Raw genomic sequence first — 25,610 nt, forward strand, 5'->3', positions numbered from 1 at the left:
ACGGGCCTTGCCGTGGCGACGCTACGCAGCAGAAAAACGACGCGCCCATGACAGGCGCGCCATGTCTGGGCGTTTAGCGACCGAAATCGGCCATATCGATCACCCCATCGCCATTGCGGTCGATCATGGGGAACAGCCGCTCACTGGCCGCCGCGAATTCGGCAGCGGTCACTTGCCCGTCGCCATCGGTGTCGTTAAACGCCAATCCCATCGCGTCGTGAATGATCTGGCCCGGCCCGTTGCTGCCATACCCGTCACCCTTGCCTTGGCCCTTGCGCTGCTCAGCCTCTACCGCCTCTCTGTCGGCAATCGTCTGGGCCATGTTCTGCAACTCTGCCGCGTCCAGCACTCCGCTGCCATCCAGATCGAACATTTCGAACAGGCTGGCGCGGCGTTCTACTACATCAGCGGGCGTAACAGCACCAGTGCCCGACATATCCCATTCCGCGATAAAGCCTGCGCCCGGCGTGCCATTGCCTTGGGCCAAGGCAGGCAGCGGCAGAAGCAGGGCGGCGGCGAGGATGGTAAGTTTCATGTGTCGTTTCCTTGTTTGTGACAGTCATACAAACGCATCTGTCCTACTGTTCCGTCTTGACAGAGTGTCGCAGCTTGGCAGCGGGCGCGGCGCGCCGTAAAAGGCAGAGACAAACACCGGGGGGACTGGATGGAAATTTGCCGGACAAAGGCCGCGATCCGGGCTTGGCGCAAGGCTGCGGGCCATGTCACGCTGGTTCCGACCATGGGCTTTCTGCACGACGGCCACATGTCGCTGGTGCGCCGTGCGCGGGCCGAAGGCGGCAAGGTTGCGGTGTCGATTTTCGTGAACCCCACGCAGTTCGGCCCGACCGAAGACCTGTCCACCTACCCGCGCGACGAGGCCCGCGATCTGGAGATGCTGCGCGACGCTGGCGTCGATGCCGTGTTCATCCCCGACGTGGCAGAGGTTTATGACCCCGCCGCCCAGACCATTGTTGAAACCACAGACCTGGCCAAGGTGCTGATCGGCAAACTGCGCCCCGGCCATTTTCGCGGGGTGGCAACGGTGGTGACAAAGCTGTTCAACATCATCCGCCCCGATGCCGCCGTGTTTGGGGAAAAGGACTATCAGCAATTGGCGGTCATCCGCACCATGGTGCGCGATCTGGATATGGATGTGCAGATTATCGGCGGCCCGATCATGCGAGAGGCGGACGGGCTGGCCATGTCCTCGCGCAATGTGCGCCTGACACCAGAGGACCGCGCCGCCGCCCCCGTTCTGGCCCGTGCGCTGACCGAGGCCGCCGACATGGCCCCGGCCGGCGTGACCGCATCGCGGCTGCGCAGCCATGTGCGCGCTACGCTGGAAGCCGAGCCGCGCGCACAGGTGCAATCGGTCGATATTCGTGATGCCGAAACACTCGAAACCATTTCCGGGCCGCTGACACGGCCCGCCGTCATCCTGCTGGCGGTCAAATTCGGTCAGGTGTTCCTGATCGACAACCGCGTCGTTTCCCCGAAGGAGAGCACATGAGCGCCCAAGCCCCCATCCGCCGCATCACCGCGCCCCAAATCCGTGCCCGCAAAGGGGGCGAGCCGATCGTGTCGCTGACCAGCTACCACGCGCATACCGCCGCGATCGTCGACAAATACGCCGATTTCATTCTGGTGGGCGACAGTCTGGGCATGGTCATGCACGGCATGGACAGCACCATCGGCGTGCCTTTGGACCTGATGATAATGCATGGCAAGGCGGTGGTGCGCGGCACCCAAGCCGCTCTGATCGTGGTCGATATGCCCTTTGGCACCTATGAGGAAAGCCCGCAAATGGCCTTTCGCAACGCCGCAAAGATCATGAAAGAAACCGCCTGCGGGGCCGTCAAGCTGGAAGGCGGCGCGCGCATGGCCGACACCATCCGCTTTCTGTCGGAACGCGGGATTCCGGTCATGGCGCATATCGGGCTGACGCCGCAATCGGTGAACACGATGGGCGGCTTCAAGGTGCAGGGCCGGGATGAAGCCGCTTGGGCCACGCATATCGACGACGCCAAAGCGGTCGCAGAGGCAGGCGCTTTTGCGCTGGTCGTCGAAGGCGTGGTCGAGGAACTGGCCGACCGCATCACAGCGGCGGTGGATATTCCGACCATCGGCATTGGCGCATCGAAAAATTGCGATGGGCAGATATTGGTGCTGGAGGACATGCTGGGCCTGAACCCGCGCGTGCCGAAATTTGTGAAAATCTACGGCGATCTTGGCCCGGCGATAGAGCGCGCGGTGTCGGCCTATGCCGAAGAGGTCAAGGACCGCAGCTTCCCCACGCCGGACAACGTGTATAAATAGGCCATGCCCCGCCGCATTGCGCTATTTTCGCTGTTGGTGCCGGATTACGATGCGGCTTTGGCGTTCTTCACCGGCATCGGCTTTGAGTGCCGCGAAGATACCGATCTTGGTGGCGGCAAACGCTGGGTGCGCATTGCGCCGCCGGGCGCGGAAACCGAAATTCTGCTGGCACGCGCGGTGGGTGCGCGGCAACATGCCGCCATCGGCGATCAAGGCGGCGGGCGCGTCTGGCTGTTTCTGGACACAGACGATTTTGACCGCGATTATCGCGCCATGCTGGCCAAGGGCGTGTCGTTTGAAAGCACCCCGCGCGATGAGCCTTATGGCCGTGTTGCGGTCTGGCGCGACCCTTGGGGCAACCGTTGGGATCTGATCCAATTTACGCAGGCCGATCGCAGCGGCACCGCGACGCTTTAATGCGCCGGAACCGACACCGGGTCCAGCAGCGTGCGCCCGCCGTCGATGGTCACGATCTGCCCCGTCATAAAGGCCGCGGCATCCGAGGACAGGAATTGCACGGCTTCGGCGGCTTCGGACGCAGCGCCGATCCGCCCCATCGGGGTATGGTGCAGAATGCGGTCGCGGTAGCCATCATTCGCCTGCATCTGGTCTTTCAGATTGGCACTCATGACCGACCCAAGCGCCACCCCGTTCACCCGCACCCGTGACGCGGCCAAAGCCACCGCCATAGAGCGGGTCATCTGGTCCAGCGCAGCGGATGCGATGGAATAGGCCATCAATTCGGGCTGGGTGCGCCGTGCGGCAATAGAGGACAGGTTGACGATGGACCCTGCGGTCTTGATATCCGTGTCATCCTCGGCTTGGGCGATCATGCGCTTGGCGACAAGCTGGCTCAGTTTCAGGCTGGCCAGCAGGTTTTGCTGCAATGCCTCTTCGACGGTGTCGCTTTGGTCATCCAGCGGGTCAGAGCACACGCATTGCCGCGTTGCATTTATCAGAATATCCACGCGGTCGAACGCATCGACCGTTGCCGATAGCAGGTTGGCGATGGTCAGACGCTCGCGCAGATCGCCGGCGAAAAAAATGACCTTCTCATCAGCGCCCGACATCGTGGCGACTTCGGATTTCAGTTTGCCCTCATCGCGGTCGGCCATAACGACATTCGCACCCTGATCGGTGAAATGCCGGGCAATCGCCAGACCAACACCATTGGCCGACCCGGTGATGATGGCGGTCTTGCCAGAGATCGAAAAACTCATCGTTTCACCCTGCGCGGTTGCTTGGCGTGCCAGACACGGAAGCGGTTATCTTCTTCCAGCACCGTCAGATGCACGAACCGATCTTCCAGCGCCTGCTCATACGGCAAATGCCGGTTGGCGACCAGCCATAACTGGCCGCGTGTGCCCAAGGCGCGGGCCGCATTGGCAATAAAGGCCAGCCCCAGTTCCGGCCGCGCGTCGCGCCCAACGTGGAAGGGCGGGTTCATCACGATCCCGCCAAGCGCATCGGGCAGCGCGAAACCCGTCGCATCGGCCCAGTGAAATTGGGCGCGCGGGTCGGGAATGTTCTGGCGCGCGGCGTCAAGCGCGTCATGCTCGGATTCAACTAGATGCAGCACCTCTGGCCCCTTGCGTGACAGGATCGCGGCGGACAGATACCCCCAGCCCGCGCCGAAATCGGCCATGCGGGCGGGCAATTCGGGCGGCAATGCGCGGGCCAGCATGGCAGAGGCCGGATCGACCCCATCGGCGGAAAACAGGCCCGGCGTTGTCACCATGGGGCCAAATTCGGTCGAGACACTTTGTGCCGCCCCCGCCCAATCTGAAAAATCTGCGCCACGCGGGTCGAACCAGATCAGCTTGCCATGCGCTTTTGAAATGTTGGTCACAGCCACCCGCGTGCGCAGGGCTTTCAGGATGGAATCGATTCCGTCGGTCTTTTGGCCGTCAACCAGAACCATCTGGCGTGCCAAACCGGCGGCCTGCGCGATCAGCATCAGGGCGTGGCCCTTGGCGCGCGGCAAACAGACCAGAACGGTCGGCGCGGGCTGCGCATGGACACCAACATCATGGCCCGCCGCCGCCAGCGCGTCATGGTCGGGCCGGAACCCCTGCACCAGATGCAGGCGGTCAACGGTCAGCGGCGCGAAGCTTTCACCGGCATGTGGCCGCAGAACGGTAACTGCGCCATCGGGCAGCACCAGCCCCTCGTCCATGGCATGGCCAAGGCGCTCGGCGCGCGGGGCCGGAGCGGCCAAGGTCACAGGATTATGGGGCATAAAGCGCAGTTATTCTTTTTCAAGCGTGCATTGCAACGGGTGTTGGTGGCGGCGCGCGAAATCCATCACTTGCGCAACCTTGGTTTCCGCCACCTCATGCGAGAAGACGCCAACAACCGCAACGCCCTTTTTATGCACCGTCAACATGATGTCGAAGGCCATCGCGTGGGACATTGCGAAAAAGCGTTCCAGCACATGCACGACAAATTCCATTGGCGTGTAATCGTCGTTCAACAGCATGACCTTATACATAGGGGGCCGCTGGGTGCGGGTTTTCGTCTTGGTGACGACCGCGCCATCATTTTCCGGTCCATCACCCTCTGTCATGGTCGGTGCAAACTGCATCACGCTCTTCCGCTTGGTTTGTATTGGCTGATATAACGGGGAATATAGGGCAAGTCACCCCTCTGAAAACCCTTGGCAGGAGCCGAAATGGACAGGATCACGACCATCGGCTTCGACGCGGATGACACTCTGTGGCACAATGAACGCTTCTTTCACATGACACAGGAGCATTTCGCGGGGCTGTTGGCAGAGTATACCGAGCGCGCCACCCTGATGGCCCGCCTGCTGGACGCAGAGAAGCGCAATCTTGCGCGCTATGGCTACGGCATAAAGGGGTTCATGCTGTCAATGATCGAAACCGCGATAGAGGTAACGGATGGCCGCGTGCCGGGATCGGTGATCTCTGACATCCTAAGCGCGGGGCAGGACATGCTGCGCCACCCGATCGAATTGCTACCCCATGCCGAAGAGAGCATCCGCGCGCTGGCGCCATCACACCGTCTGGTCCTGATTACAAAGGGCGACTTGCTGGACCAAGAGCGCAAGCTGGCGCAGTCGGGCCTGGGCGATCTGTTCGACGCGATAGAGATCGTGTCGGAAAAGACACCCGACACCTATGCAAGAATTTTCGCCCGCCATGGCGACGGGGCCGAACACGCGCTTATGGTCGGAAACTCGCTGCGGTCAGACGTGGTCGCCCCGATCATGGCCGGGGCTTGGGGCGTGCATGTGCCGCAAGGGCTGGAATGGGAAATCGAGCGCGCGGACCCGCCCCGCGCCCACCCGCGATTTCGCGCGCTGCACCATTTGGGAGAGTTGCCCGATCTTGTCGGCTGGATCGACGGCTGCTGACGCAGCATCTTGCGGCCAATCTTGGGCAGACCGCTATACTTGCGCAAAAAACATTAAGAATTGTCCGAAACATGTTGAATAAACATGCTTTTCCATTGTTCGCGTTCATGATACCTTAAACCAGAGCAGTAAATAACCGCGCAAAAACAAGCGGACAAAAGGTAGAGGCATGAATATGCAGGCGCAGATCATGCGGCGCATGGGGCTTGGCATTGTGGTGCTGGCATGGACGCTTGTGGCCGCACTCTTGCCGCTGTCGGCTGCGCCCTATGCCGCCATGGTAATGGATGCCCGCAATGGCGAGGTGATCCATGCGCGCAATCACGATACGAAGCTGCATCCGGCATCTTTGACCAAGATGATGACGCTGTATCTGGCGTTCGAGGCTGTCAAACACGGCGAGGTTGGGCTGGACACCAAATTCAAGGTCAGCCGCCGCGCAACGCTTGCCGAATGCGTGTGCCTTGGGCTTCGCGAAGGGCAGCGGATTTCTTTACGCCACCTGATCCGCGCCGCAGCCTTGCGCTCTGCCAATGACGCCGCTGTCGTGATTGCCGAAGGCATTTCCGGCAGTGTCGAAGCTTTTGCCGACCGCATGACCCGCACCGCCCGCGCGATGGGTATGCGCAACACCACCTTCAAAAACCCGCATGGCCTGACGCAAGCTGGCCACGTCTCGACCGCGCGGGACATGACCATTCTGGGGCGGCAGTTGTTCTTCGACTATCCGCAATATTTCAACATCTTCTCGCGCCGTTCGGATTTTGCGGGCGTGGGCAATGTGCCCAACACCAACCGCCGGTTTCTGGACGCCTATAGCGGCGCGAATGGTATCAAGACCGGGTATACCCGCGCCGCCGGATTCAACCTTACGGCATCGGCACAGCGCGGGTCGAAGCATATCATTGCCACCATGTTCGGCGGGTCGTCCACCGCCGCCCGCAATGCGCGGGTCGCCGAATTGCTGGATATGGGCTTTAGCCGCGCCAAGTCGCGCGTGGCGGTGCGCGCACCGGCAACCCCGGCCTATCAGGGGCGCGACATGCTTGTCGCCAGCCCCCGCAATGGCGATGACGACCCCAATGCCGGGGCCAAGACCATCCGCATCGTGACCGCCGTGCGCACCAGCCTGCGCCCACGCGCCCGCCCTGCCCCGCAACTGTCCGAAGATATGCTTGTGGCCGTTGCCGAAGGCGTCGATGTCTCGATTTCGGAAACGGCGGCGGAATTGAGCCTTGCAGAACTTGCCCCCGAAGCGCTGGATGTCAGCCCGCCCCCGCGCCCGGTAGCAGACGGCGACGCTGCCGAGATTGCCGAAACGCTGGATACCACCCTTGCAGAAGCCGCGGGTTTCACACTGGCCGCCCCTGAAGATTTGGCCGCGCTATCCACAGATGCCGATATCGAAGCGCTGGATGCCGCAGCGACCGACCAAGACGCGGTTGACCCGGTCGCGGATGCGACGGACACGACAGAAATCGCGCAAGTGACGGACACGTCAGAGACCCTCTCGCTTCTTGCCACCGAAACACAGGTCGAGTCTGATCCGCTGCCACAGCCCGCAGTGGTCGCACAGAATGAAGGCCCCGCGCCCGACATGCTGTGGACCGGCGCGCCCGAATCCTTTCTGCCGGCACCCATCGGCACCGACATTGACCTGAACGCCGAACCGACTGTCTCGACCGCGCCAGAGCTTCCGGCGGAAACCGGCATTATCCTGACCCGCAGCGCCGTAACCGACGAAGAACTGGCAACGGCCATGGTCGCTGAACGCTTCGCCGCTTCGGAACCGCAGGTTATCAGCCGCGTCTCGACCTCTGACGCTGGGCGGCTTTGGGGCGTGTCGCTGGGCGCGTTCAACTCTCGGCACGATGCAGAGCGCAGCCTTATCACGGTGCGCATGGCCGAATCGCAGGCGCTTGCCAGCGGCATCAGCCGGATTAGGCAGGTCAAAGGGCGGTTCGAAGCCAGCTTTGCCGGCCTGACCCAATCCGAAGCCGACCGCGCCTGTGCAAGGCTATCTGCGCGCGGGATGGATTGCGCAGTCGCAACGCCGTAGGGCGCGGCCTAGCCCAGTTTCGTGACTACGCGGGACCGTTGCACCGCAAGGATACCCGCCATAATGATCGCGACACCGATCACGTCATAAATGCCAAGGCTTTCGCCCAGCAGAACCGCCGCAACCGCCACCCCAAAAAACGGGTTCAGGAAGTGGAAGGTCGCCGCGCGCACCGCACCAATGCGCCCGACCAACAAAAACCACACCCATGTCGCGGCCAGACCCGGTATCAGCACCGTATAGCTGAAGGCCGCGCCAAGCTGCCATGACCATTGCACTTCGAAACTTTCCAGCGCCAGTGCGGGGCCAGCCAGCAGCACCGACCCGACCAGCATTTGCAAGCCCACGATCATCAGCAGGTTGCTACCGCCTGCCGACGCGCCGCGCACAGATAGGGTCGCCACCGTCAGCGCGATGACGCCCGCCACGCAAAGCGCCACGCCATACAGGTCCACCCCGCCCCCCATGCGCGCACCCATGATAAGGGCCACGCCGCCAAACCCGGCAGCCAGCCCCGCAATACCCAAGGGCCGCAAACGCTCGCCTGCAAAAGCCCATCCGGCAAAGGCCACCAGAAGTGGCATAGAGGATGCGATGATTGCCGCCAGCGAGGCTTCGACCGTTTGCATGGCGATGAAGTTCAGCCCAAGGTAAAGCGCGTTCTGCGACAGTCCGAACACGGCAATGGCCCGCCATTGCGCGCGCGTCAGGGCCCATGTCTGGCCCAGCGCCCGCGCGAGCGCGATGCCGATCAGCCCGGATATCAGAAACCGCAACGACAGCGACATCAGCGGCGGTGCATGATGCACGATAACCTTGGCCGATGCGAAAGCCGAAGACCACATGAAGGCAAAGGCCAGCCCCATCATCAGCGCGCGAATATCCATGCCCTGCCCTTTCGTCGGCTTGCTGCACATGTGAACCGATACAGGCTGCCTGTCATGGTTTCCAGCGGGCTTTCGCAAATTCGCGATCATCGCCGGTAAAAGGTATATTCAAGATTTCATATTTACCGCATTGCGCAGGGCAATTTGTCGGGTATTGTGCATGTGTTGTCCGGTATCCAACCGAATTCTGACGACTGCAAGCCAAGGAGGAAAAGGACCCCATGAAGCTTAAAGCCGCCGCCCTAGCCGCATTCTGCGCCCTGCCACTGACCGCGAATGCCCAAGCCACCGGCGATGCCGCCGCTGGCGAAAGCAATTTCCGCCAATGCACGACCTGCCATGGCATTGCTTCGCCCGATGGCGAGGTGACCCACCGCGTTGCACCCACCGGCCCAAACCTCTGGGGTGTCGCCGATCGCGTGGCCGGGTCTTATGATGGTTACAAGCGTTTTTCCAAAGCCATGGTAGCTGCGGGTGAGGCCGGGATCACCTGGACCGAAGAAAACTTCGTCGCCTATGTTGCCGACCCGACCGGCTATCTGCGCGAAGTGACCGGCGATTCGCGCGCACGTTCGAACATGAACCACCGTCTGCGCGGGTCTGCCGAAGACATCTACGCGTATCTCGCACAGTTCGGCGCCGAATAAGCCGCCGGATGACAGATTACCAAAAGGGGCCGCATGGCCCCTTTTTCATGCGCGGCTGTTAGCCGTTCTCGCACAGAATATTGCCCGCCAGATAGAGCGAGCCGCAAATCAACACCTGCGCGGCGGGGTCTTTTGCGGCAATGTCCTGCAAGGCATCCAGCACGCTTTTGCCCTCTACCGCGTCGATCCCGACGGCGCGCGCGGCCTCTGCCGTGGCTTGCGCGCTAAGGGTAGCGGCTTCTCCGGGGATAGAGACAGCGTAAAGCTGGCGCGCATGAACGGCCAGCGGGGCCATGAAGCCGGACACATCCTTCGTGTTCAGCATGCCACAGATAACCCAGAGCGGCTGGTCGCCCTGCGCCTTCAGCGTGGCGGCAATTGCTTGGCCCGCCGCCGGGTTATGCCCGCCATCCAGCCAGAGCGTGCCTTGCGGAAGCGCATTGACCAGCGGGCCGTGGCGCAGGCGCTGCATCCGCGCAGGCCAATCTGCGCGCGTGACGGCGGCCTCGGCCCCGGCCCCGTGGCCCAACGCGCGCAACGCCGCAATCGCGGTTCCGGCATTTTGCACCTGATGCGGCCCGGCAAGGCGCGGCAACGGCAGGTCCAACAGGCCGGTTTCATCCTGATAGACCAGCCGCCCGGCTTCGACCGTGACATGCCAATGCTGGCCTTGCACCATCAGCTGCACGCCCAGACGGGCGGCGCGCGCTTCGATCACATCAAGCGCGTCATCCCCTTGGGCCGCAACCACACAAGGCACGCCGCGTTTCATGATGCCGGCTTTCTCGGCCGCGATCTTGGCAAGCGTGTTGCCCAGATATTGCTCATGGTCCATGCTGACGGGGGTGATGATCGTCAGCGCAGGCGCATCGACCACATTGGTCGCATCCAACCGCCCGCCAAGCCCCACTTCCAGAAGCGTGTAATCGGCGGGGGTGCGGGCAAATGCCAGAAGCGCGGCGCAGGTCGTGATCTCGAAATAGGTGATCGGGTCCGCGCCATTGGCCTGCAAGCATTCGTCCAGAATGGTGCTAAGGGCGTCCTCGGCGATCAAATCGCCCGCCAGCCGGATGCGTTCGTGAAACCGCGCCAAATGCGGGCTGGTATAGGCATGGACCGTCAGCCCCACCCCTTCCAACCCGGCGCGGATCATGGCCTGCGTGCTGCCCTTGCCGTTGGTGCCTGCAATGTGAATGACCGGCGGCAGGCGGCGTTCCGGGTGGTCCAGCGCGGCCAGCAAGCGCCAGACACGGTCCAAAGTCAGGTCAATGATCTTGGGGTGAAATTCCATCATCCGCGCCAGCAGCGCGTCAGAACCCGTGGTCATGTCAAACCGCCGGTGCAGGTGCGGGTGCGGGCGGCGGCGGCAGGTCGCCATGCACAACGGCGCTTTGCCCGGTCAGCATACGCAGGATGGTGGCGATTTCTACGCGCTGTTCCTTGCGCGGCGTGACGCGGTCCAACATGCCGTGTTCCAGCAGGTATTCGGCACGCTGAAACCCCTCTGGCAATGTCTCGCGGATGGTCTGTTCAATCACCCGCGGCCCGGCAAAGCAGATCAGCGCGCCCGGTTCTGCGATCTGCACATCGCCCAGCATGGCGTAACTGGCGGTCACACCACCGGTCGTCGGATGCGTCAGCACTACGATATAGGGCAGCCCCGCTTCGCGCAGCATGTCTATGGCGACGGTGGTGCGCGGCATCTGCATCAGCGACAAGATGCCTTCCTGCATGCGCGCACCACCAGCGGCGGAAAACAGCACCAAGGGCAGCTTGCGCGCCACGGCATGTTCGGCGGCGGCAATGATCGCATTGCCCACATACATGCCCATCGACCCGGCCATGAAGCTGAAATCCTGTGCCGCGGCAACCAGCTTGGTGCGCAGCACTTCGCCCTCTACCACCAGCATCGCCTCTTTCTCGCCGGTGCCTTTTTGCGCGGCTTTCATCCGGTCAGGGTATTTTTTCTGGTCGCGGAATTGAAGCGGGTCGGGCAGGGGCGCCGGAACCTCAATTTCCTGATACAGCCCGCCGTCGAAGAACCCGGCAAAGCGCTCGCGCGGGGTCAGTGCCATATGGTGGCCGCAATTGGTGCAGACCTGCTGGTTGTCGGTCAACTCTCGGTGGAACAGCATCGTCCCGCATTCGGGGCATTTTTCCCACAGGTTTTCCGGCATCTCTCTTTTGTTGAAGAAAGAGCTGATCGTGGGGCGAACGTAATTGGTGATCCAGTTCATGGGGCGTCCCTGCGCAGGCTTTGTGCCGAAATAAGCAAAGCCTGCGGTAATTGCAATCAGCGACCCCGCAGGTAACGCCGCAGAACAGCCCAAACCACCAGCAGCCCGACCATATCGACAAGAACCAGCCCGAAGACTGTAGAGGGCTCGCTCAGCGAATACGGCAAACGGAACAGCGCGATACCGTCCAGCGCCTCTCCGGTGGTGAAGATCAGAATGGCCAGCAGATTATTGCCGAAATGCATACCCCATGCCAGCCCCAGCGATCCGCTGCGCGCCGTCAGATCGGCCATCAGCAGCCCGAAAAACCCGGTCAGCCCCACCAGCAACCATGTGCCCTGCCCCATCTGTTCGGGGGCGTAGTGCAACAGGCCGAACAGGACGGATGGAAACACGAACGACACCCAGCGCGCCACGAAACGCGCGGCAAGCTGTTGTTGCAGATAGCCGCGAAAGACGATCTCTTCTGCGCCGGTCTGCACCAGCAGACCCAGCAACATGGGAATAAGAAAAACAAGCCATGTCGCGAAGGGCACCCCGGGCATCAGCGTGCCAGAGGCCAGAAGCCACAGAATGCCCGGCAGCGACACCACAAGCAACACGCCAAAGGCCACGCCAAAATCGCGGATCAGCAGGTCACGCGGGCCGAACAGACTGGCGATAGAACGCTTGTGCACCCAGCGCACGGCGGCAAAGCTGCCAAGGACAAGCCCCGCGAAGGTCATCAGCAAAACCAGAATAGAGACAGGCGACGATCCGACCCCCATCTCTCCCAAGGCCCGCCCTGCGCCGGAAACGCCCACCGCAAAGGTCACGCCCAGCCCGATCACCGCCATCCACACAAGGTAGATCAGCAAGATCAAGCCAACCCCCAACAGCAGCCGCCAAAGTTGCGGGCGCAACCGGGCCGGGGCAACAAATCTATCCTGAGCTTGCGAAAACGGCATCGGGTCTGTCCAATCGGGGCAAGAACTTCTTATATGTCGGGACTAGATAGGTCCTACCTTTCTGCTTCAAGCAAATACCGGGACCAAGCGCAATCAACTCTGGAGCAGCGATGCCCTCGATCTGGGTCTTATTGGTGTTCGTGGTACAAGCCGCCTTCGTCTTGCGGGCGTTGTTGCGGTCTGGCCTGACGCCCTCGGCCCGACTGGCATGGGTCACGATCATCCTTGCGCTGCCGGTGGTCGGGCTTGGGGCCTATGCGCTTTTCGGCGAAATCCGCATGGCGCGCGCCCAGCGCGAACGCATCCGCGACATCCGCCACCGTCTGAACGCCGCGCAGATCGGACAAGACAGCCCAAGGGCAGAAATCAGCGGTCCTGCGCGTCCGGCTTTCGCGGCCGGGCAGGCCACCAGCCAGTTCCCGCCGGTCGCGGGCAATCTGCTGACCTTGCTGCCAGAGGGCGACGCCATGATGAATGACATCATCAGCGCCATAGACGCCGCGCATGACCATGTGCACATGCTGTATTACATCTGGTTGCCCGATGACACCGGCACCCGCATGGCGCAGGCCCTGTGCGGCGCGTCTCGCCGCGGCGTTACCTGCCGGGTTCTGGTGGATGACCACGGCGCGCGGCACCTGATACGCTCGGCGCTGTGGCGGCAGATGGCAGCCGCAGGCGTTGCCTTGCAACGCGCCGCCCCCTTGGGCAATCCGTTCATCAGCCTGCTATTTGGCCGCATCGACCTGCGCAATCACCGCAAGATCGTGGTGGTGGACAATCGCCTGTCATGGGTCGGCAGCCGCAACTGCGCCGATGCCGCCTTTGCCATCAAGCGCCGATTCGCGCCTTGGGTGGACATCCTTGTCCGGTTGGAAGGGCCGGTCGTGCGCCAACAACAGGCCGTGTTCGTGCAGGACTGGATGACGCATCACGCCGAAGACCTTAGCGCCACCCTATCCGCGCCCCTTGTCGACGCACCACCCGGAGCCGTGACCGCGCAAGTCATCTCGTCCGGCCCCGACGATGTGCAAACCACGCCAGCCGATGCGCTATGCGCCATGATCTACGCCGCGACCGAGCGGCTGACCATGACCACGCCCTATTATGTTCCCGACCAGTCGCTGCATGTCGCGATCTGTTCGGCGGCCGAACGCGGCGTGGCGGTCAACTTGGTCTTGCCCGCACGCAATGACAGCGCCATCGTGGGTGCCGCCAGCGAAAGCCTGTTGCCCGAATTGCTGCACGCGGGCGTGCACGTGCATCTGTTCCGGCCCGGCCTGATCCATTCCAAGATCGTGACAGTGGACGGTCAATTCGCCATGCTGGGCACGGCCAATCTGGATCACCGCAGTTTCGACCTGAACTACGAAAACTCGCTGCTGCTGGCCTGCCCGGCGTTTACCGCTGAATTGGACATGCGCCAACAAAGCTATGTTGACCGCGCAACGCCGCTTGACCGCGCCGATGTCGCGGCATGGCCGCTTTGGCGGCGGTTGCGCAACAACACCATCGCGCTGGCCAGCCCGCTTTTGTAAAAAAGCGCCCCCGCGTGGGAGGACGCAAGGGGCGTTAGGATGTTGGGAGACTGTTGTTAGAAGACGGCGGGCGCGCCGAATATTACCGGCGCACCCTGTATGTATCAGCGCCTTATGGCAGCGCGGGGATTTCAACCGCGGGCATTTCGCCGGTCAGCGCGTGCAAGAAGGCCACGATCGCGTCGTTTTCATCTTCCGCGAATTCCCGGCCCAGCATCTGGTCCGCCATCAGGTTCACCGCGTCATGCAGGTTGTCGACAGACCCGTTGTTGAAATACGGGTAGGTCACAGCCACGTTCCGCAGCGTCGGCGTGCGGAACGCGAATTTGTCGTATTCGTCGCCGGTGACAAGGAAGCGACCTTCGTCCTTGGAACTGGGCAGCTCGAACCGATAGTAGTTGCTGTCGGTCAGGGCCGGGCCATTGTGGCAAGCCACGCAACCTGCATCGACGAACAGTTTCATGCCTTCGACCTGCTGGTCGGTCATCGCCTGCACGTCACCGCGCAGGAAACGGTCCAGCGGCGAATTCGGCGTGTTCAGCGTCCGCTCGAAAGCGGCGATGGACAGCGCCACGTTCTCGGCGCGGATCGGATCGGCATCGTCGGGGAAGGCGGTTGCGAAATGCTCTTGGTAGACCTCGAATTCCTTCAGGCGCTGGATGGCTTCTTCCAGCGACATGTTCATTTCCACATCGGCCTGAATGGGGCCAAGCGACTGGCCTTCCAGATCAGGCTCGCGCCCGTCCCAGAATTGCGCGCCAAGGAAGCCCGAGTTCAGCACGGTCGGCGTGTTGCGGTTACCCACTTGGCCAGCATGGCCGACAGCGCGGTCGATGCGGTCCGTCCAGCCCAGTGCCGGGTTGTGGCAGGTCGCGCAGCTAATCACGCCCGACGCGGAAATGCGCGGTTCAAAGAACAACATCCGGCCAAGGTCGATCTTGACTTGGTCCATGCTGTTATCGGCCGGGATCGGCGGCAGATAGGGCAGCGGCTCGAAGAAATCCATATATTCGGCGATATCCTCGGCATGGACAGCGGTTGCGCCAAGCACAAGGGCAAGCGCCGTTGCACCAAGCCGGGGAAGGTTGCGGGGGGTCATGTCAGCCTCCATATGCGATCGTTTCCTGACGGTCCTGCGGCACCTGCCGCAAAACTTTCGCGCGTCTGAGGTAACTATAGCGTGAGGAATCGGGGCGCACCTTGACCCAGATCAAACCTTGGAATGATTATAAATTAAACATCGATGATAGATGATTTATCACATCACAGGTGGCCATGGGCGGATCGCATCTGCCGTGATCCAGGCCTGAACCCAGTCGGGCAGCGCGGGGCTATCGCCTGTATGCCCCAACCGGTCCAACACCTGCGCTGGCGGCACAATTCCCTTGGCGCTGGTCACGGCAGAGCGGATCAGAATGTGATTGGCGCATTCCGCGCCCTTCCACATCGACTGTTCGGTATAAATGAAGCGCGCGTCCCAGCCTATGCAACGGCTGCGCATCTCGAACCGTTCAAAGGCGCGAATTCGTTTGCGGTAGCGCGTGGAATTGCCCGCAACCGTAATGCCCCAGCCCTGCGCGCGCAGCACATCGCCCAGCCCGGTGCGCATGGCCATGGGAATGCGGCCCAGATCATACAGCGTCAGCGTGCGGCCATTGTTCAATTCAACCCATGGGTCCAGATCCCACGGCCAGCAGCGGTGGTGCGAGACATGCGTGTCCAACAGGCCCAAACGGGGGGCGTTGCGGTATTTCAGCATTTGGGCGGCGAAACGCAGGAATGGATACATCGGGTGTCCTTTCGTCGACTGCGTCGCGCGCTTGGGCGGCAGGGTCAAGCCCCGCCCCAACGTAAACCAGCCCGTCACAGGCTGTGCAGGCAAGACAGGATTGCCGCGCCGAACCGGTCCATGCGCGCCTGATCCATGCCCTTTATCCGGGCAAGCTCGGCATTATTGGCGGGCCGTCGTTCGGCAATGGCGCGTAATGTGGCGGGCGTCAGGGTCAGCAGCTTGTCGGTGCCGCCCGCGCCGCGTTCCAAGCCGCGCGCAAGTTCGGCCAAGTCATCGAACAGCGCGCCCGCCTCTCGCCCGGCCAATTTGCGGCGCTGCGGGTGTTGCGCGTCGGGCATGGCACCGGTGATGACGGCCAGAAACTCTGCCCCGTAGCGTTCCAGCTTCGTCGCCCCCACGCCAGAAATCCGCGCCATCGCATCCATGCTGTCGGGGCGATTTTCCGCCATTTCGACCAGCGTGCGATCTGTGAAGATAACATAGGCGGGCACGCGCGCGGCTTCGGCCAGCGCGCGGCGTTTGGCCTTCAACGCCGACAAAAGCGGCGCGTCTTCGTCCGAGACCAGCGCTTTCACCGCAGGTCCGTCGCGCGCGGCGGTGATCGTGTCTTCGCGCAGGGTGATCTCGGCCTCGCCCCGCAATATGGGGCGCGCCGCTTCGGTCATGCGCAAGGCCCCGTGCCGCTCGGCATCGGGGCGGACCAGATCGCGCCCCATCATCTGCCGGAACACCGCCTGCCATTTGGCGCGGCTTAACTCGCGCCCCACGGCGAAGGTGGGCAAATGGTCATGCCCGCGCGCGCGCACCTTGTCTGTGGCATTTCCAGTCAGAATATCGACCAAGTGGCCCACGCCGAACCGCTCGTCCGTGCGCAGCATGGCCGACAGCGCTTTGCGCACAAGCGTCGTGGCATTGAACTGCTTGACCGGGCGGGCACACAGATCGCAATTCCCGCAAGGGTCCGACGCTTCGCCGAAATAGGAAAGCAGAACCTGACGGCGACAGCCCAACGCCTCTGCCAGCCCCAGAAGCGCGTTCAGCCGCACATGGTCCGCCTCGCGCCGTTCCGGGGGGGCGGGGCTTTCATCTATCTGCGCGCGGCGCAGGCGAATGTCGTCTGGGCCATACAGCGTGAACGTGTCGGCAGGCGCGCCATCACGGCCCGCGCGGCCAATCTCCTGATAATACGCCTCAATTGACTTGGGCAGATCGGCATGGGCGACCCAGCGAATATCGGGCTTGTCTATGCCCATCCCGAAGGCCACGGTGGCGACCACGATCAGGTCATCTTCGCGCTGGAACAGTTCTTCCACGGCGCGGCGCGTATCCGCCTCCATCCCGCCATGATAGGCGCGGGCGTTATGGCCCGCTTCGCGCAGTCCTTGGGCAAGCGCCTCGGTGCGCGCACGGGTCGCACAATACACAATGCCCGATTGTCCGCGCCGGGCGCTGGCATAGGTCAAGATTTGCCTGCGGGGGCTGTCCTTTACGGTGAAGTTCAGCGTGATATTCGGCCGGTCGAAGCCGCGCAGAAAGATATTGGGGCTGCGCCCGTCGAACAGGCGTTTCAGGATTTCGGCGCGGGTTTCGGCGTCGGCAGTGGCGGTAAATGCCGCCATGGGCACATCCAAAGCGCGGCGCAGATCACCGATGCGCAGGTAATCGGGGCGGAAATCATGGCCCCATTGGCTGACACAATGCGCTTCATCCACCGCGATCAGGGTGCAGCGCGCGCGGCGCAACAGGTCGATGGTGCCGGATGATGCCAACCGCTCTGGCGCAATATACAGAAGCTTCAACGCACGCCGGTCGATGGCGTCGAACACGGCGTCCCGTTCGGCTTCGGTATTGCCAGAGGTTAGCGCGCCTGCGGCCACGCCCAATTCCTGCAAGCCGCGCACTTGGTCGCGCATCAGCGCAATCAGCGGCGAGATGACCAGTGTCATCCCATCGCGGCATAGCGCGGGTAGCTGGAAGCACAAGGATTTGCCGCCGCCCGTGGGCATCAGCGCAAGCGTGTCATGGCCTTCTGCGACAGAGTCCACGATCTCTGCCTGACCGGGGCGGAACCCGTCAAAGCCGAATACCTGTTTGAGGATCGCCTGCGGGTCAGCGCCCTCAGAGGAACATGGCTGCATTGTTGGTGATGATGATCTGAAGGGCATAAATGGCCAAAAGTGCGACCAGCGGCGCAAGGTCGATCCCGCCCAGATCCGGCAGGAACTGGCGGATGCGGCGATACACCGGTTCGACCAAGCGATTGATGCCATCCCAGATTGACGCCACGATGGGCGAACCCAAACTCAGCACGTTGAAATTTATCAGCCAGCTCAGGATGATATGGATGATGATGATGAATTGCGCCACGTTCAGCACAAGCAGGATAATCTGAAGAATCGACAGCATCTTGAGCCTTTTTCGTTGGGTTGCGCCATAACTAAGGGCGAAGGCGCGCAAGAGCAACCATTTCACCCGTCTGGACATGGGCGACGCAATCACTAGGTAAGGGACGTTGCCACACAAGGACACCCGAATGCTTGTTATCCTGTCACCTGCCAAGAAACTGGACTGGACCGCCCGGCCCGATGCCACCACCCAGCCCGACTTTCAGGCCGATGCGGTCGCGCTGGCAGATATCGCGCGCGATCTTGGCGCGCCGGGGTTGAAAAAGCTGATGCATATCAGCGACAAGCTGGCAGAGCTGAATCTTGACCGGTTCAATGCGTTTCAGGCCGACCCCGCGCCAGAGGCCATGCGCCCCGCCATCCATGCCTTCGCGGGCGACACCTATACCGGGCTGGATGCCGGGTCGCTGGACCGCGATGCGTTGGACTGGGCCAAGGGGCATTTGCGCATTCTGTCGGGCTTGTATGGCCTTTTGCGCCCGTTTGATGCGATGCAGCCCTACCGGCTGGAAATGGGCAGCCGTCTGAAAACCGCCAAGGGCAAATCACTTTATGACTATTGGGGCGACCGAATTTCGCAGGCGCTGAATGCAGCGGCCACCGACGTGGGCGCGTCGGTGATCGTGAATTGCGCATCGCAAGAATACTTTGGCGCGGTGGACATGGGTGCCTTGCGCCCGCGCGTCGTGACCCCGCAGTTTTTGGACAGCAAGGACGGGGCAGAGCCGAAGATCATCAGCTTTCATGCCAAGAAAGCGCGCGGCGCGATGGCACGCTTCATTCTGGAAAACCGCCTGACCGACCCTGCCGGGTTGCGCGACTTCGACACCGGTGGCTATGCTTTCGTGCCAGAGCAGTCGACACAGGATCGACCGGTTTTCCTGCGTGAAAGCTGAAATCGTCGGGCGCTCGGTCAACTTGGCGTTATCCAGCATTGAGCGGGCAGGATTCCGGTTCATACTCGGATATAGATAGGCTTGTCGGGATACGGCCCGCGCAGACACTATTAGCCATGTGCGGTTGCCCCGCGCCTGTTATGGGGTATAGCCGCTGACCATGTTCAACCAAGCGGATACGCTGGCAGACGGCACAGAGCACAAGACAGGGGCAAAAATTACCGTGTCACCAGAAGTGGCCGAAACAACCCATGCGCAGCACCGCCCCATCCAAGACCTTCTGGACACCGTGCGCGGCGCGGTCGATGGGCCAAGCATTTCCTTTGGTGACATTCTGCGCGCGATGGATGCCCGCAGTCAGCCCGTATTGCTGCTGCTCCCCGCATTGATTCTGGTGTCACCTCTTAGCGGCATTCCGGGCCTGTCATCGCTGGGCGGGCTGACAATTGCGCTGGTCGCGGGGCAGATTCTGCTGGGCAGACCCGCGATCTGGCTGCCCGGTTTCTTGCTGCGACGTCAGCTTCCAACTGCGCGGCTAATCTGGGCCTTGTCCAAGTTGGAACGCGCTGCGGCCTTCATCGACCGCAAGACCAGCACACGGGCGGAATGGGTGTTCGGCTTTCCGGGGCGTCACCTTGCGCTGCTTATCTGCATGGCCTGCGGTCTTATCATGCCGTTTTTCGAACTCGTGCCCTTTTCGGCGACCACCTTGGCAATCGTCGTCAGCATTCTGGCCAGCGCGCTTGTCATTCGTGACGGGGTGCTGGCCGCGATGGGGCTAAGCGGCTTCGGGTTTGCCGTGCTCTTGATCGCAAAACTCGCGGCCACCTGACCCTGCGCGCCGCTATTCCGCCGCGCGCAAGGGCAGTTCTGGTTCCAATTCCGGGTCGGGCGCAACAGTGACAGGGCGCCGCGCAGGCAGGCCCGTATCCCAGATCAATTCTGTATCGCGCACGCGCGCCAGCTTTTTGTGCAACTCCCGGTCGCGCCGCGCGGCACTGCCGCCTTTGGCAAACAGCCAGCGCAGCCCCAATGCACCGCGATAAGCGCCTTTCTCTATCCAGACGCGCAGCGCCAGCATCGCGGGCGTCAGCATCAGCGTCAGCACTGTTGCCACGCCAAGGCCGAACACTACCGCCGTGGCCAATTGCTTCCACCACAGCGCGGTCGGGCTATCTATGCTGTAGCCGCCATTGGCGAAATCCAGACTGATCCCCAGCATCATCGGGGTCAGGCCCGCCATGGTGGTGATCGTGGTCATCAAGACGGGACGAATCCGCGCCTCGACCGTGCGGATGATCGCTTCGATCCGCGGCATGATCTTGGCATAGCTTTGATAGGTGTCGATCAACACGATGTTGTTGTTCACCACAATGCCCGCAAGCGCGACAATCCCGGTGCCTGTCATGATGACAGAGAAGGTCTGCTCCATCACGATCATGCCAATCAGCACCCCGGCACTGGACAAGATCACCGCCAGCAGCACCAGAACCGAGTTGTAGAAGCTGTTGAACTGCGTCAGCAGGATGACAAACATCAGGCCCAAGGCCGCACCAAACGCATAGATCAGAAATGTCTGGCTTTCCTGTTGGTCTTGCTGCTCGCCCGTCCATTCCCAGCTTACACCGTTGGGCAGCTCGGCCTCGGTCTGCAACCAGTTGGTCAGGGTCTCGATCCGCTCTGTCGCGTTGATCGGGACCACACGCCAGTCATTGCGGGCAATTTCGGCGCGCAGGTCGGTGGCGCGGTTGAACGCCTCTGACCCCGGCGCGTGGTCATCCGGATGCGTATCTGCACGGTTGACGACGCGCACGACATTGCCATCGGCATCGACAATCTGTTCCAGATTGGGGCGCACATCTGCTTTCACGTCGAAATACCGTTGCTGGTCGATACGGTCGATCCGCGACCGGCTGGAGACGGTTTCCGTCGTGATGAAATTGGATAGTGGCACCATTCCGAAATTCGTCTGCACGCGCAGGGTTTCCAACGTGGACAGCAGACGGTCACGTTCAGGCAGGCGCACGCGAATGTCGATTTCCTCTTCCGAGGTGTCGACGCGCATCGTGTCCAGCAACAAGCCACGGGTGACAAGCTGCACCATCCCGCCAATGGTCTGCACATCCGCCCCGAAACGGCCCGCAACCTCGGTATCGACATTGATCTGCCAGTCAATGCCCGGCACCGGGCGGGTGTCTTCCAGACCGAACAGGCCCGCAGTGTCACCAAATTTCGCGCGCACCTGCTCGACCGCAGCTTCCAAACTTCCGAAATCTTGCCCCGTCAGGCGCAGATGAACGGGCTTGGCCCCTGCCGGCCCACCGGACTGGATCAGCGTTTCGGCATAGATGCCGGGAATGTCGGACAGCCGTTCCTGCATCCGCTCGACAATTCGCGAGCCGGACATTTCTGGGTCATTGGTCCGTGCCTGCCAATGGGTCAGTTCGAACTGAACCTGTCCTACCGCATCATTCGGGGCACCCGTCCCGCCGGTATTGGTGTTCAGCCCACCATCCCCGGCAAAGGCAAAGACGGATTCCACACCCTCGGTGTCGATCGCAACCTGTTCGGCCTGCCGCACCAAGGCGTCCTTTTCGGCCAGCGACAGGTTGCCACGCGCGCGGATATAGATGATCCCCTGCTCGGGTTCGGTTTCGACGAAAAACTCGACCCCGCGGTTATTGGCACCGTAATACTGGAACACCGACATCACGAAGGCGAACACCGCCACAACCGCCACGACCGGCATCACCGGGTTGCTAACCAAGAACTTGGCCAGCCAGCCAGTCACCCCGTAATGGCGGCTGGCGTCGATGGATTTGGGCTGGCGGCGAATGGCAAGCGCGCCAAAGCTGACAGAGACGCCGATGGCGGATACCATCATCAGGGCGGCACCGGGCAGAAGCTGAAGGGCCGTTTGCGCGGCTTGCGTGCCGCCGGTCAGGTAGCCGGGGTTCAGCAACAACATTGCGCCCAGCCACATCCCAGCCACGGAAAGCGCGGCAAAGGGCAGGCGCAGCAGCCATGGCAGGCGGCGCAACCCGTCCGACATCTGGCCCACGCGGCGTGCCATCCGGCCCGTGACGCCCCCCATGACCGGCAGGAACACAAGCGCCACGATCAGTGACGCCGTCAGCACGAAGATAAGCGTCACTGGCAGCATTCCCATGAACTCGCCCGCGACACCGGGCCAGAACAGCATGGGCAAAAACGCGCAAAGCGTTGTCGCAGTAGAGGCAATGACCGGCCAGAACATGCGTTCTGCCGCGCGGACATAGGCCCGCATTGGTCCGTCGCCTGCCGCAATCCGTTTGTCGGCATATTCGGTCACAACCACCGCGCCATCGACCAGAACACCCACGGCAAGGATCAGACCGAACATCACGATATTCGACACCGCGACGCCCATTATCCCCAATAGGATGAAGCACAACAAAAATGATGCCGGGATCGCGAACCCCACCAGCAGCGCCGAGCGCGTGCCAAGCGCCGCAAGCACCACGATCATCACCAATGCAATCGCGGTCAGCACCGACCCTTCTAGCTGCGCGACCATTTCATCGACCTGCACGGACTGGTCCAGCGCCGTCGTGATCTGGATGGAATTGCGCAATTCTGCGTCCCAACTGGCTTGTTCCGCCTCTATGGCTGCACGTACCGCGGCAACCGTGTCGATCGCGTTGAAGCCCTTGCGCTTGACGACCTGAATGGCAAGGTTCTCTTCGCCGTTGAAGCGGGCGGTGCCTTCGCGGTCCGCGAATGTCATGCGGATTTCGGCCAGATCACCCAAGGTGACAATCGAATCGCCATTCACCTTGACCGGCAGCTTATAAATGTCCTGCGTTGTCTCGAAGGTTGACGGCACGGTGACAGAGAACGCGCCGCTCGCGGTTTCGACCTGCCCTGCGGCGACCAGTTGGTTGTTATTGCCAACCACCTGAATCAATTCACCCGCCGTCACATTATAGGCTTCCAGTTTCAGCGGGTCGATCAGCACCTCGACCATCTCGTCCCGCGCACCGGCGATTTCAGCTTCCAGAACGGAATCCAGCGCCTCTATCCGGGTTTGCAGGTTGCGCGTGGCATTCACCAGCGTCCGTTCGGACACGTCGCCCGACAAGGCAACGATCACGATGGGAAATTCAGAGAAATTGATCTCGGTAATGGTGTAATTCTGGGCGCCTTCGGGAAATTGGGCTTCCGCGCGGGTCATGGCGTCGCGGATATCGGCCATGGTTTCGGATTTATTCCAGCCGAATTCGAATTCCAGAACCGCCGCGCCGATCCCGTCGGAAGAGAAAGCCCCCAGGTCTTTCAGCCCGTCCAGCCCGGCCAATTCGGTTTCCATGGGCTTGACGATGGCATCTTCGGCATCAACCGCGTTGATGCCGGGAAAAGGCACGGTGATGATAACGGCGGGCACTTCGATATCCGGCTCGCCTTCCTTGGGCAGGCCGAAATAGGCGGCCGCCCCGGCGCCCAAGGTCATGGCCAGCAGGGCCAGCACCATACGGGCGTGGGTCGCGGCCCAAGAAACGATACCGATCATTGCGCGGCCTCCTCGCGCCATGTCACTTCGACCATGGCCCCCTCGCGGGTAAATTCTTGCCCGACGATGATCGCCCCAATTTCTTCGGGCAACCCGGCCAGCCACATACCATCTTCGGTATCACGCAACACGGTCGCGGGCGCGAAGCTGACATGCCCATCCTCATCCACCAAGCGCAGGCCCAATTCGCCCGCGTCGTTCAAGGTCAGCGCAGAGGCCGGAACCAAATGCCCCTCGCGCGAATCAGCCGCGATCATGATGTCGGCGCTCTGGCCGTCACGAATGCTGTTATCGGGGTTCGGCACGGTAATTTCCACGCGGAAGGTGCGGGTCTGCGGATCGGCGGACCGGGCAATGAATGTGACCTCTCCGACCACTTCGCGCCCACCTGCAAGCCGGGCACCGGCACGCGCGCCTTCGGTCAGCCGCGCGACTTGCAATTCATTGGCAAAACCGACCAGCTTCATCGGGTCCAGCTGGATCAGGGTCGCGCACAGCGCGCCGGGCTGCAACAGGCTGCCCAATTCCGCCGTATCGCTTTCCAACAGCCCATCGAACGGGGCGTGCATGACCAGACGCGCCATCTCTTCGACCGCGCGGTCCAGACCAGCTTGCGCGGATTGCAGCGCGGCGCGGGCGTTGGCAAGGCGCGTTTCCGAAGCAAAACCGCCCTCGCGCAGCCCTTCGGCGGCGCGAAAGTTGATCTCTGCTTCGCTTAGGCGCGCGCGGGCCTCATCCAGCGCGGCGCGGCGCACACCCGGCGCGACTTCGCAGAGCGGCTCGCCCGCGGCAATGCGCGCGCCACGGCGCAACGGTTCTGACACGATCAGCCCAGATGTTTCAGACCGCACTTCTACGGAGCGCGGCGCTTCGGTCCGCCCACGCAAGACCACACTGCTGTCCACGGGCTGCGCGACCGACCGCATCGCGACCACCTTGACCAAATCGCGCGCCGGCGCGTCATCGCTCTGAGCCTCTGCCTCGGTGACAACACCGGCAAAACTGAACAGGGCGCCCCGCTCCATCACCAGCAGGTAGAGAGCAGCCACCACGGTCAAAGCCGTTATCAAGGGAAAAATGCGCATTGCCGCCTCATGGTCCAAAACTGTCCGCCTATATAGACGTGATACGCTAGACTGACCAGTTCAGATTTGTTTCGCAGGCGCAGAATCGTGCGCCGCTCTCTTTTTGGCCATAGCCGCTGTGTTGTGCGGTTTCGATTGGCGGGGCTTGGCAATTACCCCTGCTTCACGCTAAGACAGCGCAAGACCAAGCGTAAAGGTGTCCGACGTGAGCAATCCGGAAAGTTTCATCGACGAGGTGAGCGAAGAACTGCGGCGCGACCGGGCTATGCAGTATTTGCGCAAATACGGCTGGATCGCTGTTGTGGTGGTTGTGCTGATCGTTGGCGGAACAGCATGGAACGAATGGCGCAAGGCCAGCGCGCAAGCCAGCGCCGAGGCGTTTGGCGAAAGCGTTCTATCCGCGCTTGAAAACAATGACACGGCGGACCGCATTGCGGTCTTGGCGGACATAGAGGCAACAGGCGCACAGCAAGGCCTGTTGCAGCTTTTGCGCGCCGGGGAATTGCTGGAAACCGACCGCGTCGCCGCGCTGGACGCGTTGGAGGCCGCGGCACAGGATGACAACCTGCCCGACGCCTACCGCCAACTTGCCGCGCTCAAGCGGGTGATCGCGGGGCAGGGCGTTCTTCCCTTGGAGGAACGCCAATCGGTCGTTGCGGGTCTGGCACAAGCGGGCCAGCCCTTTCGCCCGCTCGCGCTGGAACAAAGCGCCTTGCTGTCATTGGAAGCCGGGGACGAAGCTGGCGCTATCGCCATTCTGCAAGACCTGCTGGAGCAGTCCGACGTATCAGAGTCCCTACGCCAGCGCGTGACCCAACTTTTGATCGGCCTGGGTGCCGAAACCGGCGCCGCGTAACGCGCGGGCAAAGCAAGATA

The 25,610-nt window shown here is 62.1% G+C and carries 24 protein-coding genes; 10 read left to right on the forward strand and 14 right to left on the reverse strand.

Features of this window, described 5'->3' with window-relative positions; genetic code table 11:
- Positions 1 to 73: 73 nt before the first annotated feature.
- Positions 74 to 535: an EF-hand domain-containing protein gene (locus tag AWT76_RS15185; protein ID WP_072247080.1), complete on the reverse strand. Its 462-nt coding sequence runs from the start codon at positions 533 to 535 to the stop codon at positions 74 to 76.
- 129 nt (positions 536 to 664) lie between these two features.
- Here AWT76_RS15185 and panC point away from each other — a divergent pair, with 129 nt between their 5' ends.
- The 3 genes from panC to AWT76_RS15200 are packed head-to-tail and all read left to right on the forward strand — an operon-like array spanning position 665 to position 2,733.
- A complete protein-coding gene (panC, locus tag AWT76_RS15190) occupies positions 665 to 1,510 on the forward strand; it encodes a pantoate--beta-alanine ligase (protein ID WP_072247081.1) in 846 nt (281 codons plus the stop codon).
- Entirely contained in the window at positions 1,507 to 2,316 is an 810-nt protein-coding gene (panB, locus tag AWT76_RS15195; RefSeq protein ID WP_072247082.1) for a 3-methyl-2-oxobutanoate hydroxymethyltransferase, read from the forward strand. Before panC ends, panB begins: the two co-directional genes overlap by 4 nt.
- Before the next feature lie 3 nt (positions 2,317 to 2,319).
- On the forward strand, positions 2,320 to 2,733 hold the full coding sequence (locus AWT76_RS15200) for a VOC family protein (protein ID WP_072247083.1): 414 nt from the start codon (positions 2,320 to 2,322) through the stop codon (positions 2,731 to 2,733).
- Here AWT76_RS15200 and AWT76_RS15205 read toward each other — a convergent pair.
- Genes AWT76_RS15205 through clpS form a run of 3 tightly spaced genes read right to left on the reverse strand, consistent with a single transcriptional unit; the run spans position 2,730 to position 4,900 of the window.
- Positions 2,730 to 3,536 carry an SDR family NAD(P)-dependent oxidoreductase gene (locus AWT76_RS15205; protein ID WP_072247084.1) on the reverse strand — a complete coding sequence of 269 codons (807 nt, stop codon included), beginning with the start codon at positions 3,534 to 3,536 and terminating at the stop codon, positions 2,730 to 2,732. The two genes, AWT76_RS15200 and AWT76_RS15205, sit on opposite strands and share 4 nt — an antisense overlap.
- Positions 3,533 to 4,555, reverse strand: a complete 1,023-nt coding sequence (locus AWT76_RS15210; RefSeq protein WP_072247085.1) for a class I SAM-dependent methyltransferase — start codon at positions 4,553 to 4,555, stop codon at positions 3,533 to 3,535. Before AWT76_RS15210 ends, AWT76_RS15205 begins: the two co-directional genes overlap by 4 nt.
- Positions 4,556 to 4,564: 9 nt before the next feature.
- Positions 4,565 to 4,900, reverse strand: a complete 336-nt coding sequence (clpS, locus tag AWT76_RS15215; RefSeq protein ID WP_072247086.1) for an ATP-dependent Clp protease adapter ClpS — start codon at positions 4,898 to 4,900, stop codon at positions 4,565 to 4,567.
- An 87-nt stretch (positions 4,901 to 4,987) separates the two neighbouring features.
- Between clpS and AWT76_RS15220 the strand changes: the two genes are divergently transcribed.
- Entirely contained in the window at positions 4,988 to 5,692 is a 705-nt protein-coding gene (locus AWT76_RS15220) for an HAD family hydrolase (protein WP_072247087.1), read from the forward strand.
- Between the two features lie 169 nt (positions 5,693 to 5,861).
- Positions 5,862 to 7,751: a serine hydrolase gene (locus AWT76_RS16790; protein ID WP_072247088.1), complete on the forward strand. Its 1,890-nt coding sequence runs from the start codon at positions 5,862 to 5,864 to the stop codon at positions 7,749 to 7,751.
- An 8-nt stretch (positions 7,752 to 7,759) separates the two neighbouring features.
- Here AWT76_RS16790 and AWT76_RS15230 read toward each other — a convergent pair whose 3' ends face one another.
- On the reverse strand, positions 7,760 to 8,638 hold the full coding sequence (locus AWT76_RS15230; RefSeq protein WP_072247089.1) for a DMT family transporter: 879 nt from the start codon (positions 8,636 to 8,638) through the stop codon (positions 7,760 to 7,762).
- A gap of 221 nt (positions 8,639 to 8,859) precedes the next feature.
- On the opposite strand from AWT76_RS15230, the gene AWT76_RS15235 reads away from it, so the two are divergent.
- On the forward strand, positions 8,860 to 9,285 hold the full coding sequence (locus tag AWT76_RS15235; RefSeq protein ID WP_072247090.1) for a c-type cytochrome: 426 nt from the start codon (positions 8,860 to 8,862) through the stop codon (positions 9,283 to 9,285).
- Positions 9,286 to 9,343: 58 nt separating this feature from the next.
- Here the strand turns inward: AWT76_RS15235 and AWT76_RS15240 are convergent, their stop codons facing one another.
- The 3 genes from AWT76_RS15240 to AWT76_RS15250 are packed head-to-tail and all read right to left on the reverse strand — an operon-like array spanning position 9,344 to position 12,469.
- Positions 9,344 to 10,612 (reverse strand): bifunctional folylpolyglutamate synthase/dihydrofolate synthase, encoded by a 1,269-nt coding sequence (locus AWT76_RS15240; RefSeq protein ID WP_072247765.1) that lies wholly within the window; start codon positions 10,610 to 10,612, stop codon positions 9,344 to 9,346.
- A gap of 1 nt (position 10,613) precedes the next feature.
- Positions 10,614 to 11,522: an acetyl-CoA carboxylase, carboxyltransferase subunit beta gene (gene accD / locus AWT76_RS15245; protein ID WP_072247091.1), complete on the reverse strand. Its 909-nt coding sequence runs from the start codon at positions 11,520 to 11,522 to the stop codon at positions 10,614 to 10,616.
- Between the two features lie 56 nt (positions 11,523 to 11,578).
- Positions 11,579 to 12,469 (reverse strand): CPBP family intramembrane glutamic endopeptidase, encoded by an 891-nt coding sequence (locus tag AWT76_RS15250; protein ID WP_072247092.1) that lies wholly within the window; start codon positions 12,467 to 12,469, stop codon positions 11,579 to 11,581.
- 110 nt (positions 12,470 to 12,579) lie between these two features.
- Here AWT76_RS15250 and cls point away from each other — a divergent pair, with 110 nt between their 5' ends.
- Positions 12,580 to 14,007, forward strand: coding sequence for a cardiolipin synthase (gene cls, locus AWT76_RS15255; protein WP_072247093.1), 1,428 nt, complete (start codon positions 12,580 to 12,582; stop codon positions 14,005 to 14,007).
- Between the two features lie 112 nt (positions 14,008 to 14,119).
- Here cls and AWT76_RS15260 read toward each other — a convergent pair whose 3' ends face one another.
- From AWT76_RS15260 to AWT76_RS15275, 4 genes are all read right to left on the reverse strand, one after another.
- Complete coding sequence (locus tag AWT76_RS15260) at positions 14,120 to 15,106, reverse strand: cytochrome-c peroxidase (RefSeq protein ID WP_072247766.1); 987 nt, start codon at positions 15,104 to 15,106, stop codon at positions 14,120 to 14,122.
- 159 nt (positions 15,107 to 15,265) lie between these two features.
- Positions 15,266 to 15,796: an acyl-CoA thioesterase gene (locus AWT76_RS15265; RefSeq protein WP_072247094.1), complete on the reverse strand. Its 531-nt coding sequence runs from the start codon at positions 15,794 to 15,796 to the stop codon at positions 15,266 to 15,268.
- 74 nt (positions 15,797 to 15,870) lie between these two features.
- Complete coding sequence (recQ, locus tag AWT76_RS15270; protein ID WP_072247095.1) at positions 15,871 to 17,937, reverse strand: DNA helicase RecQ; 2,067 nt, start codon at positions 17,935 to 17,937, stop codon at positions 15,871 to 15,873.
- Complete coding sequence (locus tag AWT76_RS15275; protein ID WP_072247096.1) at positions 17,918 to 18,205, reverse strand: YggT family protein; 288 nt, start codon at positions 18,203 to 18,205, stop codon at positions 17,918 to 17,920. Before AWT76_RS15275 ends, recQ begins: the two co-directional genes overlap by 20 nt.
- Positions 18,206 to 18,332: 127 nt before the next feature.
- Here AWT76_RS15275 and yaaA point away from each other — a divergent pair, with 127 nt between their 5' ends.
- Together yaaA and AWT76_RS15285 are read left to right on the forward strand one after the other, a co-directional pair.
- Complete coding sequence (gene yaaA, locus AWT76_RS15280) at positions 18,333 to 19,100, forward strand: peroxide stress protein YaaA (protein ID WP_072247097.1); 768 nt, start codon at positions 18,333 to 18,335, stop codon at positions 19,098 to 19,100.
- Between the two features lie 160 nt (positions 19,101 to 19,260).
- Positions 19,261 to 19,932 carry an exopolysaccharide biosynthesis protein gene (locus AWT76_RS15285; protein WP_082700243.1) on the forward strand — a complete coding sequence of 224 codons (672 nt, stop codon included), beginning with the start codon at positions 19,261 to 19,263 and terminating at the stop codon, positions 19,930 to 19,932.
- 12 nt (positions 19,933 to 19,944) lie between these two features.
- On the opposite strand, the gene AWT76_RS15290 is transcribed toward AWT76_RS15285, so the two are convergent.
- On the reverse strand, positions 19,945 to 23,649 hold the full coding sequence (locus AWT76_RS15290; protein WP_072247768.1) for an efflux RND transporter permease subunit: 3,705 nt from the start codon (positions 23,647 to 23,649) through the stop codon (positions 19,945 to 19,947).
- Positions 23,646 to 24,734 carry an efflux RND transporter periplasmic adaptor subunit gene (locus AWT76_RS15295; RefSeq protein WP_072247098.1) on the reverse strand — a complete coding sequence of 363 codons (1,089 nt, stop codon included), beginning with the start codon at positions 24,732 to 24,734 and terminating at the stop codon, positions 23,646 to 23,648. The genes AWT76_RS15290 and AWT76_RS15295 overlap by 4 nt, the downstream gene beginning before the upstream one ends.
- A gap of 205 nt (positions 24,735 to 24,939) precedes the next feature.
- Between AWT76_RS15295 and AWT76_RS15300 the strand changes: the two genes are divergently transcribed.
- Complete coding sequence (locus AWT76_RS15300) at positions 24,940 to 25,590, forward strand: hypothetical protein (RefSeq protein WP_072247099.1); 651 nt, start codon at positions 24,940 to 24,942, stop codon at positions 25,588 to 25,590.
- Positions 25,591 to 25,610 lie beyond the last annotated feature (20 nt).

It is taken from the genome of Roseibaca calidilacus, from assembly GCF_001517585.1.
Taxonomy (GTDB): domain Bacteria; phylum Pseudomonadota; class Alphaproteobacteria; order Rhodobacterales; family Rhodobacteraceae; genus Roseinatronobacter; species Roseinatronobacter calidilacus.